The sequence below is a fragment of the Kocuria himachalensis genome (assembly GCF_054784195.1).
This window is the reverse complement of sequence record NZ_BAAGPL010000019.1, coordinates 79,608-95,351: the sequence shown is the minus strand read 5'-3', so window position 1 is coordinate 95,351 and position 15,744 is coordinate 79,608. Positions and strand designations below refer to the sequence as shown.

General features: G+C 72.7%; 12 protein-coding genes and 1 pseudogene. 11 read left to right on the top strand and 2 right to left on the bottom strand.

Annotated features, from left to right (window positions below):
• Positions 1–56: 56 nt before the first annotated feature.
• From trhO to proC, 7 genes and pseudogenes are all read left to right on the top strand, one after another.
• Positions 57–932 (top strand): annotated as a pseudogene (gene trhO, locus ACYVM4_RS12800) (oxygen-dependent tRNA uridine(34) hydroxylase TrhO); the annotation flags it as partial.
• A 191-nt stretch (positions 933–1,123) separates the two neighbouring features.
• Positions 1,124–2,845: a DUF7059 domain-containing protein gene (locus ACYVM4_RS12795; protein ID WP_460668785.1), complete on the top strand. Its 1,722-nt coding sequence runs from the start codon at positions 1,124–1,126 to the stop codon at positions 2,843–2,845.
• Positions 2,842–3,279: a pyridoxamine 5'-phosphate oxidase family protein gene (locus ACYVM4_RS12790; RefSeq protein ID WP_460668784.1), complete on the top strand. Its 438-nt coding sequence runs from the start codon at positions 2,842–2,844 to the stop codon at positions 3,277–3,279. The genes ACYVM4_RS12795 and ACYVM4_RS12790 overlap by 4 nt, the downstream gene beginning before the upstream one ends.
• 207 nt (positions 3,280–3,486) lie before the next feature.
• Positions 3,487–6,315, top strand: a complete 2,829-nt coding sequence (topA, locus tag ACYVM4_RS12785; protein ID WP_368820548.1) for a type I DNA topoisomerase — start codon at positions 3,487–3,489, stop codon at positions 6,313–6,315.
• A gap of 50 nt (positions 6,316–6,365) precedes the next feature.
• Positions 6,366–7,343, top strand: a complete 978-nt coding sequence (locus ACYVM4_RS12780; RefSeq protein ID WP_460668783.1) for a Ppx/GppA phosphatase family protein — start codon at positions 6,366–6,368, stop codon at positions 7,341–7,343.
• Entirely contained in the window at positions 7,340–8,215 is an 876-nt protein-coding gene (locus ACYVM4_RS12775; protein WP_368820544.1) for a sugar phosphate isomerase/epimerase family protein, read from the top strand. The genes ACYVM4_RS12780 and ACYVM4_RS12775 overlap by 4 nt, the downstream gene beginning before the upstream one ends.
• Before the next feature lie 148 nt (positions 8,216–8,363).
• Positions 8,364–9,200: a pyrroline-5-carboxylate reductase gene (gene proC / locus ACYVM4_RS12770; RefSeq protein WP_460668782.1), complete on the top strand. Its 837-nt coding sequence runs from the start codon at positions 8,364–8,366 to the stop codon at positions 9,198–9,200.
• A gap of 25 nt (positions 9,201–9,225) precedes the next feature.
• Here proC and ACYVM4_RS12765 read toward each other — a convergent pair whose 3' ends face one another.
• The gene (locus ACYVM4_RS12765) at positions 9,226–9,894 is read right to left on the bottom strand and encodes a potassium channel family protein (RefSeq protein ID WP_368820541.1); all 669 of its coding nucleotides are present in this window, start codon (positions 9,892–9,894) and stop codon (positions 9,226–9,228) included.
• Positions 9,887–11,299, bottom strand: coding sequence for a TrkH family potassium uptake protein (locus ACYVM4_RS12760; protein ID WP_438612800.1), 1,413 nt, complete (start codon positions 11,297–11,299; stop codon positions 9,887–9,889). The genes ACYVM4_RS12765 and ACYVM4_RS12760 overlap by 8 nt, the downstream gene beginning before the upstream one ends.
• A 171-nt stretch (positions 11,300–11,470) precedes the next feature.
• On the opposite strand from ACYVM4_RS12760, the gene ACYVM4_RS12755 reads away from it, so the two are divergent.
• The 4 genes from ACYVM4_RS12755 to ACYVM4_RS12740 all read left to right on the top strand — a co-directional run bounded on the left by ACYVM4_RS12755 (position 11,471) and on the right by ACYVM4_RS12740 (position 15,702).
• Positions 11,471–12,682 carry an acetoin utilization protein AcuC gene (locus ACYVM4_RS12755; protein ID WP_368820540.1) on the top strand — a complete coding sequence of 404 codons (1,212 nt, stop codon included), beginning with the start codon at positions 11,471–11,473 and terminating at the stop codon, positions 12,680–12,682.
• Between the two features lie 101 nt (positions 12,683–12,783).
• Positions 12,784–13,365: an ArsR/SmtB family transcription factor gene (locus tag ACYVM4_RS12750; RefSeq protein ID WP_460668781.1), complete on the top strand. Its 582-nt coding sequence runs from the start codon at positions 12,784–12,786 to the stop codon at positions 13,363–13,365.
• 35 nt (positions 13,366–13,400) lie between these two features.
• A complete protein-coding gene (gene gdhA / locus ACYVM4_RS12745; RefSeq protein ID WP_368820537.1) occupies positions 13,401–14,741 on the top strand; it encodes an NADP-specific glutamate dehydrogenase in 1,341 nt (446 codons plus the stop codon).
• Positions 14,742–14,856: 115 nt separating this feature from the next.
• Positions 14,857–15,702 carry a FadR/GntR family transcriptional regulator gene (locus ACYVM4_RS12740; RefSeq protein WP_460668780.1) on the top strand — a complete coding sequence of 282 codons (846 nt, stop codon included), beginning with the start codon at positions 14,857–14,859 and terminating at the stop codon, positions 15,700–15,702.
• Positions 15,703–15,744 lie beyond the last annotated feature (42 nt).

Sequence of the window (15,744 nt, the reverse complement as noted above, 5' to 3'; positions counted from 1 at the left end):
CCGGCCTGGCGGCCGGCGCGGCGCCGGACGCCCCGCCGCACTTGTAGCCTGGACCCGTGGCTCAGCACCGGATCGTCCTGCACTACGTCTTCACCCCGCTCCCCGACCCCACGGCCGTGATGCTCTGGCAGCGCGCCCTGTGCGAGGGCCTGGGCCTGCGCGGGCGGATCATCGTCTCCCCGCACGGGCTCAACGCCACCGTGGGCGGTGAGGTCGGGGCGCTCAAGCAGTACACCCGGACCACCCGCTCCCACCCCGGGTTCCGGGACACCGCGTTCAAGTGGTCGGACGGCTCGGCCGAGGACTTCCCACGGCTGTCGGTCAAGGTCCGGGACGAGCTCGTGTCCTTCGGCGCGCCCGGGGAGCTCGAGGTCGACGAGCACGGCGTCGTCGGCGGCGGCACCCGCCTGGCCCCCGCCGCGGTGGACGAGCTCGTGGCCCGCCGCGGCGAGGACGTCGTGTTCTTCGACGGCCGCAACGCCCACGAGGCCCGGATCGGGCGCTTCCGCGGGGCCGTGGTCCCGGACGTCGCGCGCACCCGCGACTTCGTGGCCGAGTTGGACTCCGGGAAGTACGACCACCTCAAGACCCGGCCCGTGGTCACCTACTGCACCGGCGGGATCCGCTGCGAGGTGCTCTCCGCGCTGATGCGCAACCGCGGCTTCGAGGAGGTCTACCAGCTCGACGGCGGCATCGCCGAGTACGGCCGCGAGCGCGGGGACCGGGGGCTGTGGGAGGGCTCCCTGTACGTCTTCGACCGGCGCATGCACGTGCGGTTCACCCCGGCCGCGCTCACGATCGGGCGCTGCGACCGGTGCGCCGGTCCCGCGAACCGCTTCGTCAACTGCGCGGACGCCTCCTGCCGCGCCCTCGTCCTCGCGTGCCCGGGATGCCACGAGGAGCGCCCGCAGCTCACCTGCCCCGCCGGGTGCGGCACTGCCCCGCACCCGGCAGCCGACGACGGCGCCCCGGTCGCCTTCCGGCCCACCCCGGCACCCGTGACCGGCGCCTCCCCGCCGGCCGCCTCCCCACCGACCCCGGCACTCTCGCCGGAGGACGGCGCCCCGGTCGTCCTGGGGCCCGTCCAGGCACCCGTGCCCGTGCCCGTGCCGACGAGCGCCGCATGAGCCCCGCCGCTCCCGGTCCCTCCGCGGCGCCGGCCTTCTCCCGGGTCCCGGGGACCCCCGTCTCCGACGACCCGCGGGCGCCGGCCGAGCTGCACGACGCCCTCCGCCGCACGGGTTTCACCCACGACCGCGTGGCGGAGCTGCTGGGAGAGGCGGCCATGGACGCGCTCGCGCGGGACCAGGCGGTGCCCGCCCTGCGGGTTCTCGAGCCGGCCCTCCGCACGCCCGGGCACCCGGACCGGGGTCTCGCCGGGGTCGTCACCCTCTTCCTGCTCGGCCGCACCGTCCCCGTGCAGACACTCGAGCCCGCCCCGGTGCGCCCGGAGCAGCTCGTGGGCCTGGGCCTCGCCGAGGAGACGGCGGGCGGGCTGCGCTCCACCGTGGACCTGCGGCCCCACGCCTCCGACGACGGGACGGAGCTGTACGTGGCGAGCGACCTGGGCGAGTCCCAGCGCCCCGGCGTGCTGCGCCGCGACCACGTGCTGGGCATCGGGCAGGCCTCCTTGACGCTGGCCCAGACGACCGACCGCCGGCGGGTGGACCGGGCGCTGGACCTGGGGACCGGGTGCGGCATCCAGACGTTCCACCTGCTCGCGCACGCGGGGCACGTGACCGCCACCGACGTCTCGGACCGGGCGCTGGGCTTCACCCGGTTCAACCTGCTGCTCAACGCGCAGGCCCTGGGCGTCGACCCCGACCGGCTCGAGGACCGCGTGAGCCTGCGGAAGGGCTCCCTGCTGGAGCCGGTGCGCGGTGAGCACTTCGACCTCGTGGTGTCCAACCCGCCGTTCGTCATCACCCCGCGCCCCACCGGCGAGACCCCGCAGGACCGCTACACCTACCGGGACGGCGGTCTGCCGGGGGACCGGATCGTGGCCGACCTCGTGCGGGAGCTGCCCGGGGTCATGGCCCCCGGGGCCACCGCCCACCTGCTCGGCAACTGGGAGGTACTGGCCTCGCAGCCCGGGGACGCGCGGCCGGCCGCCGAGCGCTGGGCGCTGCGGCCCGAGCAGTGGGTCCCCGAGGACGTCGACGCGTGGTTCGTCCAGCGCGAGCTGGCCGGCCCCGAGGAGTACGCCGAGACGTGGCTGCGGGACGCGGCGGAGTCCCGCGACCTCGACCACTACGAACGCGCCTACCGCGCCTATCTCGACGACTTCGCCGCCCGCGGCGTCGAGGCCGTGGGCTTCGGGATGATCCGCCTCCGCCGCGCGGCCCGGACCCGGCCCGGGGGCGTGCTCCGCCGCTTCGAGCACGTCCCCCACCCGGTCCAGCAGCCGCTCGCCCCTGCGCTCGCGGCCACGTGGGAACGGGCCGACTGGCTCGCGGCGCACCCGCAGGACTGGACGGAGGCCCGGCTCGTGGCCGCCGAGGACGTCACCGAGGAGCGCCACCAGCGCCCCGGCGCGGAGCACCCCGGGGTGATCCTGCTCCGGCAGGGGGCCGGGCTGCGCCGGACCGTGGTGCTCTCGAGCGAGGCCGCGGGCTTCGCCGGGGCCTGCGACGGCGAGCTGAGCGCCCGGCAGATCCTCGGGGCGCTCGCCGCCCTGCTGGACTGGGCGGGGGACGAACGGCAGCGACTGACCGAGGAGGTCCGCCACCTCGTGCTCGACGGCTTCCTCGTGCCGCAGGAGCCGGTGCAGCCCCCCGCCCGAGCACCGTTGTGGGCGGATGAGCAGGCGACGCCGCGGAGGTGGGGTGGAAGGATGGAGGCATGAGCATCGGAGAGAACCTGAACCCCATCAAGACCCTCGACAAGGAGACCGTCTGGCAGCTCCTCGAGCAGCACCCCTTCGGCCGGCTGGCCGTCGAGGCCGCCGGTCTCGTGGACATCTTCCCGGTGAACTACGTGGTGCACCACCGCAAGCTGTACTTCCGCACGGCCCAGGGATCCAAGCTCTCGAGCCTCATCGTCAACGACCAGGTGGCGTTCGAGATCGACGAGGTCTCGGAGGACCACGTCGTGCGCTCCGTGGTGGTCCACGGCAAGGCCCGCCGGCTCGAGACGCGCGCCGAGATCGACGCCGCGGAGGAGCTGCCGCTCAAGCCCTGGGCGCCCACGCTGAAGTACAACTTCGTGGTCATCGACGTGGAGCACGCCACGGGTCGCGAGTTCACGATCGGCGACGAGCCCGAGCGCTACTCCTCCTGAGCCCGGTCCGGGCCGCACGGCCCCGCCCGCGCCGGGCGGCCGGGCGGCCCGCCGGGGGACGCCGACGTCCCCCGGGTCCCGGCGCGCGGGGGTTGACGGCGGGGACGCGTTATGGTGGAGCGCAACGGCGGGCCGACGCCCGCCCGTTCGACCCGACGTCCAGCAGCGCCGCGGCCCGCGGCACCGCGGCCCGCAGCAAGGAGTACCGTGCCAACGAAGGCCACGCAGAGCCCGGGAACGGGCAAGAGCCTGCTCATCGTGGAGTCCCCCTCCAAGGTCAAGACCATCGCCGGGTACCTCGGCGACGCCTACGAGGTCGAGTCCTCGATGGGGCACATCCGCGACCTCCCGCAGCCCTCGGAGCTGCCGGCGGAGCTCAAGAAGGGGCCCTACGGCAAGTTCGCGGTGGACGTGGAGCACGGCTTCGAGCCGTACTACGTGGTGAACCCCGACAAGAAGAAGAAGGTCACCGAGCTCCGTCGCAAGCTCAAGGACGCGGACGCCCTCTACCTCGCCACCGACGGCGACCGCGAGGGGGAGGCCATCGCGTGGCACCTCCTGGAGGTGCTCAAGCCCAAGATCCCCGTCTATCGGCTGACCTTCTCCGAGATCACCCGGGAGGCGATCGAGCGGGCCTTCGGCGAGCTGCGCGAGCTCGACCAGGACCTGGTCGACGCGCAGGAGACCCGGCGCATCCTGGACCGGCTCTACGGCTACGAGATCTCCCCGGTGCTGTGGCGCAAGATCGCCTCGGGCCTGTCCGCCGGACGCGTGCAGTCCGTGGCCACCCGCCTCGTCGTGGAGCGGGAGCGGCAGCGCATGGCGTTCGTGCCCGCCGACTACTGGGACCTCAGCGGGACCTTCGCCCGCACCGACGGCGAGGACGCCGGCACCGCCTTCAGCGCCCGGCTCTCCTCCGTGGACGGCAAGCGGGTGGCCGGGGGCCGCGACTTCGGCGACGACGGCGTGCTCAAGGGCGCCGCCGGCAAGCTCGCGCACCTGGACGAGCAGGCCGCCCGCGAGCTGGCCGCCGGCCTCGAGGACGCGGCGTTCACGGTCCGGTCGCTGGAAACCAAGCCGTACACCCGCCGCCCGGCCGCCCCGTTCACCACGTCCACGCTGCAGCAGGAAGCGGCGCGCAAGCTGCGCTTCACCTCCCGGACCACTATGCAGGTGGCGCAGAAGCTGTACGAGAACGGCTACATCACCTACATGCGCACCGACTCCGTGGCGCTGTCCGACCAGGCGGTCACGGCCGCCCGGCGCCAGGCCACGGAGCTCTACGGCGCCGACTTCGTGCCCGGCTCCCCGCGGCTCTACAGTTCCAAGTCGAAGAACGCGCAGGAGGCGCACGAGGCCGTGCGCCCGGCCGGGGACTCCTTCCGCACCCCGAACCAGGTCCGCGGCGAGCTCTCCGCGGACGCGTACCGGCTCTACGAGCTGATCTGGAAGCGCACCGTGGCCTCGCAGATGGCCGACGCCAAGGGGTCGACGGCGACCGTGCGGCTCGGGGCGACGTCGTCCGCCGGGCGGGACGCCGAGTTCTCCGCGTCCGGCACCGTCATCACGTTCCGCGGCTTCCTCGCCGCCTACGAGGAGGGCCGGGACGAGGAGCCCGCCGACGGCAAGGACGGCAAGGACGGCGACAAGCGGCTCCCGCGGATGGCGGAGGGCGACCGGCTGGACGCCACCGACGTCGAGGCCGACGGGCACCGCACCTCGCCGCCCCCGCGCTACACCGAGGCGTCCCTCGTCAAGGTGCTCGACGAGCTCGGCATCGGCCGGCCCTCGACCTACGCGGCGACCATCTCCACGATCATGGACCGCGGCTACGTCCGGGTCCGGGGCTCGGCACTGATCCCCTCGTGGACGGCGTTCTCCGTGGTGCGCCTGCTCGAGGAGCACTTCTCCGACTACGTGGACTACGACTTCACGGCCGAGATGGAGGAGGGCCTGGACCGCATCGCCCGCGGCGAGGAGGACAGCACCGACTGGCTGCAGGACTTCTACTTCGGCTCGCAGGGCCACGAGAACGGGCTCAAGCCCATCGTGGACGACCTCGGCGAGATCGACGCCCGCGCCGTGAACTCCATCCCCGTGACCGAGGACATCACCCTGCGGGTCGGCAAGTTCGGCCCCTACCTGGAGGTGGTCGGCGCCGTGGACCCGGAGACCGGGGAGATCACGGACCCGATCCGGGCGAACGTGCCCGAGGACCTCGCCCCCGACGAGCTCACGCCCGACAAGGCCCGCGAGCTCATCGAGACGGGCAAGGCGGACGGCCGGGAGCTCGGCCGCGACCCGGGGACCGGGCGCGCCATCGTGGCCAAGGACGGCCGCTACGGGCCCTACGTCACCGAGGTGATCCCCGAGCCCACCGCCGAGGAGCTCGCGGCCCAGCCCGTCGAGTACTACAAGAACGGCAAGCCCAAGCCCCCGAAGAAGCCGGTCAAGGAGAAGCCCCGCACGGGGTCCCTGCTCTCCTCGATGACCCTGCAGGACGTGACCCTCGAGGACGCGCTCAAGATCCTGTCCCTGCCGCGCACGCTGGGCACGGACGCCGAGGGCAACGAGATCACGGTGCAGAACGGCCGTTTCGGGCCCTACCTCAAGAAGGGGAGCGACTCGCGCTCGCTGCAGTCCGAGGAGCAGCTGTTCACGGTCACCCTCGACGAGGCCCTGAAGATCTACGCGCAGCCCAAGCAGCGAGGCCGCGGCACCGCCAAGCCGCCGCTCGCGGACCTCGGCGCCGACCAGATCACGGAACGGTCCATGGTGATCAAGGACGGGCGCTTCGGCCCGTACATCACCGACGGGGAGACCAACGTGACGGTCCCGCGCGGCGAGACCGTGGAGCAGATCACGCCGGCGCGCGCCAGCCAGCTGCTCGCGGAGAAGCGCGCCCAGGGCCCCGCCCCGAAGAAGACGGCCCGTTCGACGGCCAAGGCGTCGACGGCCAAGAGCAGCACGACGAAGAAGAGCACGGCCAAGAAGCCCGCGGCGGCCAAGCCCGCCCGCGCCGGGTCCAAGGGCTGACCCGCTCCGCACGCGCGGGACGGACACGGAACTCGAAGGAGCACCACGGCATGCGTCTCGGAGTCCTCGACGTGGGGTCTAACACCGTCCACCTCCTCCTGCTGGACGTCTACCCGGGCTCCCGGCCCGAGCCGTACGCGTCCCATAAGCTCGCCCTGCGGCTGGTGCAGTACCTCGACGCGGACGGCAACATCTCCGACGCCGGCCGGGACGCGCTCACCGCGTTCGTGGTCGAGGCGCGGGACTTCGCCGTGGACAACCGGGCCGAGGACTTCCTGGCGTTCGCGACGTCCGCGATCCGCGAGGCCGGCAACGGGGCGCAGGTGCTGGACCACGTGCAGTCCCGCTCCGGCGTCACCCTCACGGAGCTGGCCGGGGACCAGGAGGCGGCCGTGACGTTTTTCGCGGTGCGCCGCTGGTTCGGCTGGGGCGCGGGGACCGTCCTCGACCTCGACATCGGCGGCGGGTCCTTCGAGATGGCCCTGGGCGACAACGCTCTGCCCACCGCGGCGACCTCCGTGCCGCTCGGCGCGGGGCGGCTCACGCGCACCTTCATCGCCGGGGACGTCGCCACCCCGAAGGAGATGAAGGCGTTGCGCAAGCACGTGCGCCAGGTGCTCAAGCCCGCCGTCGAGAAGGTCCGCGCGGCGGGGGAGCCCACCTGCGTGACGGGCACCTCCAAGACCTTCCGGTCCCTCGCGCGGATCTGCGGTGCCGCGCCGTACGCGATGGGCCCGTACGTGCCCCGCACCCTCCACCTCGAGGACCTCCGGCTGTGGACCCGCCGGATGGAGGCCATGTCCCCGGACGAGCGCGCCGAGCTGCCGGGAGTCTCCGCCACCAGGGCCCGGCAGATCCTGGCCGGGGCCGTGGTGGCCGAGTCGGCCATGGACGCCTACGGCGTCGACTCGATCCGGATCTGCCCCTGGGCGCTGCGCGAAGGGCTGATCCTGCGCCGCCTGGACCAGCTGAGCAGCCACTCCGACGTCCGCACCGTGGACCCCCGGCACCTGGTGGGTGCGGCATGAGCGGGCAGCCGGGCGCCGCCGCGGAGCCGTACCGTCCCCACGTGGCGCTGTCCACGAGCTCCCTCTACCCGCTCGGGGTCCCGGAGACCTTCGAGGCGGCCGTGGAGCTCGGCTACGACAGCGTGGAGGTGCTCGTCACGCACGAACGGATGAGCCAGCTCACCCACCAGCTGCAGGACCTCGTGCAGCGTCACCAGCTCCCCATCTCGACCATCCACGCCCCCACCCTCCTGCTGACCCAGCAGGTCTGGGGCAAGTCGTGGACCAAGATCCAGATGGCGGCCGCACTCACCGAGCAGGTGGGCGCGGACGTCGTCGTGGTCCACCCGCCCTTCCGGTGGCAGCGCCGGTACGCCGCGAACTTCGTGGAGGGCGTGCGGGTGGTCTCCCGGGCGACGGGCGTGAAGATCTCCGTGGAGAACATGTACCCCTGGCGGGTCCGCGGCCGCGACACCGTGGTCTACGCCCCGCACTACAGCCCGCTCGGTCTGGACTACGACTGGGTGACGTGGGACTTCTCCCACGCCGCGACCGCCCGGATGGACTCCCTGGCCGCCATCCAGGAGCTGGGCCCCCGGCTGGGCCACGTGCACCTCACCGACGGGTCGGGGGAGACCACGGCGGACGAGCACCTGCTGCCCGGCCACGGCGTGCAGCCGGTGGCCGAGTCCCTCGAGTTCCTCGCCTCCACCCGGTGGGAGGGCATCATCGGGGTCGAGGTCTCGACCCGGCGCTCGAAGAACGCCGAGGAGCGCACGCAGTGGCTCGCGGAGTCCCTCGAGTTCGCCCGCCGGCACACGAGCCTGTCCGACGGCGCCCCGAGCACCGGCGGCACCGACGGCACGGAGAGCGCTGAGGGCACCGAGGGCTGACGGCCGCGGGCACCCGGCCTCCCGGGCCGCGCCCAACCGCCCCTCCGACCGATCCACTCGCACCGAGACCCCACCGATCCGTTCCACCGATCCGTTCCACCGACTCGATCCACCGACTCGATCCACCGACGAGAGGACCTCACCGACCATGACCCCTGTGCTCGCCTTCCTGGGCTGCGGCTCCATGAACGGATCCATCCTGCGGGGGGTGCTGGCCTCCGGCGTGCCCGTCGACCAGGTCCGGGCCACCGTCCGCTCCGCGGAGAGCGCGCGCCGGCTCGAGGACGGGACGGGCGTGCGGCCCTACGTCACCGGGGACGATCCCGAGGCCAACCGGCGGGCCGCCCGCGAGGCGGACGTCGTGCTGCTCGGCGTGAAGCCCGTCGGCATTCTCGACCTCGCCCGCGAGATCGCCCCCGCCCTGCGCCCCGGCACGGTCGTGGCGTCGGTGGCGGCGGGGATCTCCGTCGGCGCCCTCGAGCGCGCCCTCCCCGCCGGCCAGCCGGTGGTGCGCACGATGCCGAACACGCCGTCCAGCGTGGGGCGCGGGGTCGTGTCGATCACCCCGGGATCCGCCACCACCGCCGAGCAGACGGAGACCGTGCGCCGGGTGCTCGAGGCCGTGGGCACCGTGGTCGAGGTCCCCGAGGAGCAGGTGGACGCCGTGACCGGCGTCTCGGGCTCCGGACCCGCCTACGTGTTCCTGCTGGCCGAGGCCATGCAGCAGGCGGGGGAGCGGATGGGGCTGCCGGCGGACGTCGCGAGGGTCCTCGCGAAGGAGACCGTCTCCGGCGCCGGGGAGCTGCTGCGCCCGGCGGAGGCCGACCCCGCGTCCCTGCGCAAGGCCGTCACCAGCCCCAAGGGCACCACGGACCGGGCCATCACGACCTTCCAGGACAACGGCTTCGAGGACCTCGTCGCGTCCGCCGCCCGCGCCTCGGCGGACCGCTCGGCGGAGCTCACGCGCGAGTTCAGCGGCGACTGAGCCGCGGCCCGGGAGGACCCCCGGGTCAGGGACGGGCCGCGAAGCGCTCGAGCAGGTCCACGTGCCCCGAGACGATCAGCAGGTCGCGGGAGGTGACCTTGGTGTCGGGGCGGGCGTACGTGAAGTCCTCGCCCGGGGACTTCACGCCCACCACGGTCACGCCGTACTTCGACCGGACGTGGGAGTCCCCCAGCGTGAACCCCTGCACCTCCCGCGGCGGATACATCTTGACGATCGCGAAGTCGTCGTCGAACTCGATGTAGTCCAGCAGCCGGCCCGAGACCAGGTGCGCGGTGCGCCGCCCCGCGTCCGCCTCGGGGAAGATCACGTGGTGCGCCCCGATGCGGGAGAGGATCTTGCCGTGCGAGGGCGTGATGGCCTTCGCCCAGATCCGGCTCACGCCGAGGTCCACGAGGTTCGCCGTGATGAGCACGCTCGACTCGATGGACGTGCCGACACCGACCACGGCCGAGTCGAACTCGGCCGCCCCCAGCTGGCGGAGGGCGTCGATGTCCGTGGCCTCGGCCTCGACCACGTGGGTGAGCTGCCCGGAAAGCTTCTGGACCAGCTGGGCGTCCCGCTCCACGCCCAGGACCTCCCGGCCCTGACGGGCCAGCTGGAGCGCGGTGGCGGTGCCGAAGCGGCCGAGGCCGATCACCAGGACGGGGACGCTGTGGGACGAACGGTCAGCCAATGATCGGCCTTTCCTCGGGGTACTTGTACAGGCGCCGGCGCGAGCGCAGCGCCAGCGCGGCTGCCACGGTGGTCGTGCCGATGCGCCCGATGAGCATGATCAGAACCAGGACGTACTTGCCGGCGGGGGGCAGCTCGCCGGAGAGCCCGACGCTGAGACCGCACGTCGCGTACGCGGAGATCACCTCGAACATGACCCGGTCCAGTGGCTCCTCGGACATCTCGAGGAGGATCCCGCAGCCCACCAGGACGACGGTCGCGCCCATCATGATCACGGAGATCGCGATGCGCAGGGCGTCCTCGGGGATGGTCCGGTAGAACGCGATCACGGACCGGTCGCCGCGGGCCTCGGCCAGGATCGCCAGGAAGACGACGGCGAGGGTCGTCACCTTGATGCCGCCGGCCACGGACGCCGGTCCGCCGCCCGCGAACATCAGCGCGTCGGTCATCAGCAGGGTCACCGGTTCCAGGCTGTTCATGTCCACGAGGTTGAACCCCCCGGAGCGGACCATGACGGAGTGGAAGAAGCCCTCGAAGACCTTCTCGTGCACGGGCATGTCCCGCAGGGTGTCCGGGTTGGACCACTCGAAGGCCAGGAACAGGGCCCACCCCACGAACAGCAGGATCGCGGTGGTCACGATCACCAGCTTCGTGTTGAGGTTCCACCGCGAGAAGCGCAGCCCGGTCTGCCGCAGCACGAGGACCACGGGGAAGCCGAGGGAGCCCAGGAGGACGCCCAGGGCGATCGGCAGCAGGATCAGCACGGCGTCCGTGTACGGGACGAGTCCGTCCGAGTGGGGGGTGAACCCGCCGTTGTTGAACGCCGAGACCGCGTAGAACACCCCGTGCCAGAGAGCGGTGAGGAAGGGCTCCCCGTTCACCAGGAAGCCGATCGTCAGGACCGTGGCCAGGATCGCCTCGATGGTGACGGACATCAGCACGATGATCTGCAGGAGCGAGCCCACCTCGCCCAGGCGCCCGATGTTCAGCGCCTCCTGGGTGATCAGCCGGGACTTCAGCCCCAGCTTGCGGCCGATCGCCAGGGCCAGGATCGAGGTCATGGTGAGCGTGCCCAGACCACCGATCTGCATCGCGACCAGGATCACGAACTGGCCGAAGAACGACCAGTTGGCCGCCGTCGACACCGTGGTCAGTCCCGTCACGGTGACCGCGGAGGCGGCCGTGAACACGGCGTCCTCGAGCGATGTCACGACGCCGGGAGCCGAGGCGACGGGCAGCCACAGCAGGAACGAGAACACGAACACGACCGCGGCGAAGGAGATGACGGCGAGGCGGGCGGGGGAGCCCGCCGCGATCCGGTCCACGAGGTCGCGCAGCGAGGCGAGCAGCCAGAAGCGGCCGCGCTCCTCCGGACGGGTCCAGGGCCCGCGCTGCAGGTGGCTCACGGGCTCTCCTCCTGGTGTCCGGGCCGCCTGGCCGAGCGGGGGCGGCCGCGGCGGTGGCCGCGACCGCTGACAGTATCGCACTGCGGGTGGCACGCGGGCGCGACGACACATAGCCGGGGACAGGCGGGCCCCGGAACGCCGTCCGGCGTCCCGGGGTGATCTAATGTCGGTGTGACTCCCGCTACATCCGGGCCCGGTGCCCCGTACCCCACGCGACTGTTCTGGGACCCCGCCCTGCTCGAGTACAACTTCGGGGACCACCACCCCATGCACCCGTCCCGGCTCGAGGCCACCTACCGCCTGGTCCAGGAGTTCGGCCTGGACCGCCGGGACAACGTCACGGTGGAGGTGCCCGAGGTGGCCCCGGACGAGGTGCTCAACCTCGTCCACCCGCAGCACTACGTGGACGCGGTCCGGACCGTCAGCGCCGACCCCTCCGTGGAGGTCCCCGAGTGCGGGCTCGGCACCGAGGACACCCCGGCCTACCCGGGGGTGCACGAGGCGAGCGCCCGGCTCGTGGGCGGCACCTACCAGGGCGCCGTGGCCGTCCTCGCCGGGGACGCGGTGCACGCGGTGAACTTCGGGGGCGGGATGCACCACGCGCACGCGGAGAAGGCCAGCGGCTTCTGCATCTACAACGACTGCGCCGTGGCGGTCCAGCACCTGCTGGACCAGGGGGTCCGGCGGGTGGCCTACGTGGACGTCGACGGCCACCACGGCGACGGCACCCAGTCGATCTTCTACGACGACCCCCGCGTCCTCACCATCTCGCTGCACGAGACGGGCCTGACCCTGTTCCCGGGCACGGGCTTCGCCAACGAGACCGGCCGGGGGAAGGCCGAGGGGCACGCCGTGAACGTGGCGATGCCCACGGCCTCCGACGACTCCATGTGGCTGCGCGCGTTCGACGCCGTGGTCCCGCCCCTGCTGCGCCAGTTCCGGCCCGAGGTGATCGTGAGCCAGCACGGCTGCGACTCCCACTTCGCCGACGAGCTCACCCACCTGCGCGTCAGCGTCGACGCCCAGCGACAGACCGCCGTCGCCCTGGCCGGACTGGCCCACGAGCTGTGCGAGGGGCGGTGGATCGCCACGGGCGGGGGCGGGTACAACTGCTACGACGTGGTGCCCCGCTCCTGGACGCACCTGGTCGGCGTCGCCGCGGGCCACCCGATCGACGTGCGCACCGCGGTGCCGCAGCCGTGGCGCGACCACGTCCGCGAGCGCTACGGCGCGGACGCGCCGCGGGTCATGGGCGACGAGGTGGACCTGTGGTGGCGCTCCTGGGAGGTGGGCTTCGACCCGAACGACGAGACGGACCGCACCATCATGGCCACCCGCAAGGAGGTCTTCCCCCAGTGGGGGCTGGACCCGTGGTTCGACTGACCCCCCTGCCCGCGGGCTCCGACGGTCACGGCGGCGGCCACGGCGGCGGCGCGGACGTGCCGGTGCCGGGAGCCGCGCGGCATCCCGTTTACAGTGATCGAATGGGCAACAACGACGTGTTCGCGGTGATCGCCGACAAGACCCGGCGGGGGATACTCGCCGCGCTCAAGGACGGCGAACGCCCCGTGGGGGACCTCGTGGCCGAGCTGGGGGTGTCCCAGCCGACCGTCTCGAAGCATCTGAAGATCCTGCGCGAGGCCGGTATGGTGTCCATGGAGGCACAGGGGCAACGACGTCTCTACGCCGTGCAGCCGGAGCCGCTGGCCGAGGTCACCGCATGGGTCCACGAGGTCGTGGGTGGCGCGGCCCAGGGGGTGAGCGTCCCGAGGCACGCCCCGGAGGACGCCGTCGGAGCCGACATGGCCGGAGCCGACAGCGCCGGGACGGACACGGCCGGGAGGGGCCGGGAGACGACGCCCGGGACGGACGTCGTGGACGCCGCAGCGGCGCTCGTGCCGGAGCCGACCGTCGTCCCCGGCGCGGAACCGGCCGCCGACCCCGGCCCGGAGCTGACCGTCGGCGGCACCCCCGCACGCCCGAGCAGGGGCGCGGGGGCTCGTGCGGTGGACATCCTGTCCAGTCTCTCCGGCCTGCGCCGCCGCACCAGGAATCCGCGGCGGTGACCGGCCCGGCCCATCCGATCCGAACGAGGAGCACCATGCACGAGGACCTGTACCCGATCCGCCAGGCCGTACTCGCCCGCAATCCCGGAGAGGTGGAGTTCCACCAGGCCGTGGACGAGGTCTTCGACTCCCTGGGCCCCGTGGTCGCGCGCCACCCCGAGCTGCTCGACGCCGCCGTGCTCGAGCGGATCTGCGAGCCGGAGCGGCAGATCATCTTCCGTGTCCCCTGGACCGACGACCAGGGCCGCGTGCACATCAACCGCGGCTTCCGCGTGGAGTTCAACTCCGCGCTCGGACCCTACAAGGGCGGCCTTCGCTTCCACCCCTCCGTGTACCTGGGCATCGTGAAGTTCCTGGGCTTCGAGCAGATCTTCAAGAACGCCCTCACGGGCATGCCCATCGGCGGCGGCAAGGGCGGCTCGGACTTCGACCCGAGCGGGCGCTCCGACGGCGAGATCATGCGCTTCTGCCAGTCCTTCATGACCGAGCTCTACCGCCACATCGGCGAGTACACCGACGTCCCCGCCGGTGACATCGGCGTGGGCGGACGCGAGATCGGCTACCTGTTCGGCCAGTACAAGCGGATCACCAACCGCTACGAGTCCAGCGTGCTCACCGGCAAGGGCCTCAGCTGGGGCGGTTCCCTGGTGCGCACCGAGGCCACGGGCTTCGGCACCGTGATGTTCGCCGAGGAGATGCTGCAGACCCGCGGACAGTCCTTCGACGGGCAGACCGTGCTGGTCTCCGGCTCGGGCAACGTGGCGACCTTCGCGATCGGCCGGGCGCAGCAGCTCGGGGCCACCGTGGTCACCGCCTCGGACTCCAGCGGCTACGTGGTGGACCCGGACGGCATCGAGCTGGACCTGCTGCGCCAGGTCAAGGAGATCGAGCGCGGCCGGATCTCCGAGTACGCCGAGCGCCGCGGCGGGCGCGCCCGGTTCATCGCCAAGGGCTCGGTGTGGGACGTCCCGGGGACCGTGGCCCTGCCGTGCGCCACCCAGAACGAGCTGGACGGCTCCCACGCCAAGAAGCTGCTCGGCCACGGCGTGATCGCCGTGGCGGAGGGCGCCAACATGCCCACCACGGGCGAGGCCACCCGCCTGTTCCAGGAGGCGGACGTGCTCTTCGGCCCGGGCAAGGCCGCCAACGCCGGGGGCGTGGCCACCTCCGCGCTGGAGATGCAGCAGAACGCCTCCCGCGACTCGTGGACCTTCGAGTACACGGAGGAGCGGCTCGGCCAGATCATGAAGTCGATCCACGACACCTGCGCCGAGACCGCCGAGGACTACGGCATGCCCGGCAACTACGTGGCCGGCGCGAACATCGCCGGGTTCATGAAGGTGGCCGGCGCCATGATGGCGCAGGGCCTCATCTGATCCCGTGCCGGGCCCGGTGGAACCGGGCCCGGCAGGAACTCCCCGTCCGCACTTCCGACACGTCCGGACCCGCGATCGTCCCACGGAGGGCCGCGGTGGTCCTACCCTGGAGACTATGGCAACGCATCGGCAGGTCCTGCAGTGGCTGGAGAACGAGCTGTTCGACGGCCACCTCGTGCTGGGCCAACAACTGCCCTCGGACCGCGACCTCGCGGCCATCCACCGCGTGTCCCGCAACAACATGCGGGAGGCGCTCAAGACCCTGGAGGCCCAGGGCATCGTGCGGCTGTTCGACGGGCCGCGCAAGTCGATCCTGCCCATGCTGGTGCGGGAGCCCGCGGCCTCCGCGGGGCCCGCGCTGCAGCTGCACATGGCCACCTCGGACTACCCCCTGCGGGACATCGTGCAGACCCGGGTGCTGCTCGAGACGTGGGCCCTGGAGCGCTCGGACCCGGAGCACCCGGCCATGGCCGAGCTGCGGGCGCTGCTCGAGCAGATGGCCCGGGACGACCTGTCCCTCAAGGAGTTCCACCACCTCGAGGTGAGCTTCCACATCGCCCTGTGCAAGACCGCCGGCAACTCGGTGGTCTCGGCCCTGATGTCCTCCCTGCGGGACTCGATCTACGAGTACACGATGGCCCTCGTGGGCCACGTGCCCCTGTGGAGCACCACGTCGGAGCGGCTGCGCGCGGAGCACCACGCCATCTACTCCGCCGTGGCGGCCGGTGACCGGCGGCTCGCGTCCCGGCTGGTGGCGGAGCACATCGAGTACCAGTACCGCGAGGCCGGTGTCGACCCCGACCAGGAGCAGCGCACCCCCGGCCCCGCGCCGGACGCGCCCGCCGAGCTCAACCCGCCCGGCGCCGCGGCGGAGCCGCCGGACACCGGCCCGGACGCGTTCGGGGACGCGTTCGGGGAGGAGCCCGGGGACGGGTCCGCGCCGGTGTCCCGCAGCGCCTGAGGCGCCCGCGGCCGGACCGAATACAGCAAACTCCCCATGAGA

Coding starts and splice junctions, on each gene's coding strand:
- ACYVM4_RS12795 (WP_460668785.1), top strand. CDS start 1,124: ATGAGCCCCGCCGCTCCCGGTCCCTCCGCGGCGCCGGCCTTCTCCCGG.
- ACYVM4_RS12790 (WP_460668784.1), top strand. CDS start 2,842: ATGAGCATCGGAGAGAACCTGAACCCCATCAAGACCCTCGACAAGGAG.
- ACYVM4_RS12780 (WP_460668783.1), top strand. CDS start 6,366: ATGCGTCTCGGAGTCCTCGACGTGGGGTCTAACACCGTCCACCTCCTC.
- ACYVM4_RS12775 (WP_368820544.1), top strand. CDS start 7,340: ATGAGCGGGCAGCCGGGCGCCGCCGCGGAGCCGTACCGTCCCCACGTG.
- proC (WP_460668782.1), top strand. CDS start 8,364: ATGACCCCTGTGCTCGCCTTCCTGGGCTGCGGCTCCATGAACGGATCC.
- ACYVM4_RS12750 (WP_460668781.1), top strand. CDS start 12,784: ATGGGCAACAACGACGTGTTCGCGGTGATCGCCGACAAGACCCGGCGG.
- gdhA (WP_368820537.1), top strand. CDS start 13,401: ATGCACGAGGACCTGTACCCGATCCGCCAGGCCGTACTCGCCCGCAAT.
- ACYVM4_RS12740 (WP_460668780.1), top strand. CDS start 14,857: ATGGCAACGCATCGGCAGGTCCTGCAGTGGCTGGAGAACGAGCTGTTC.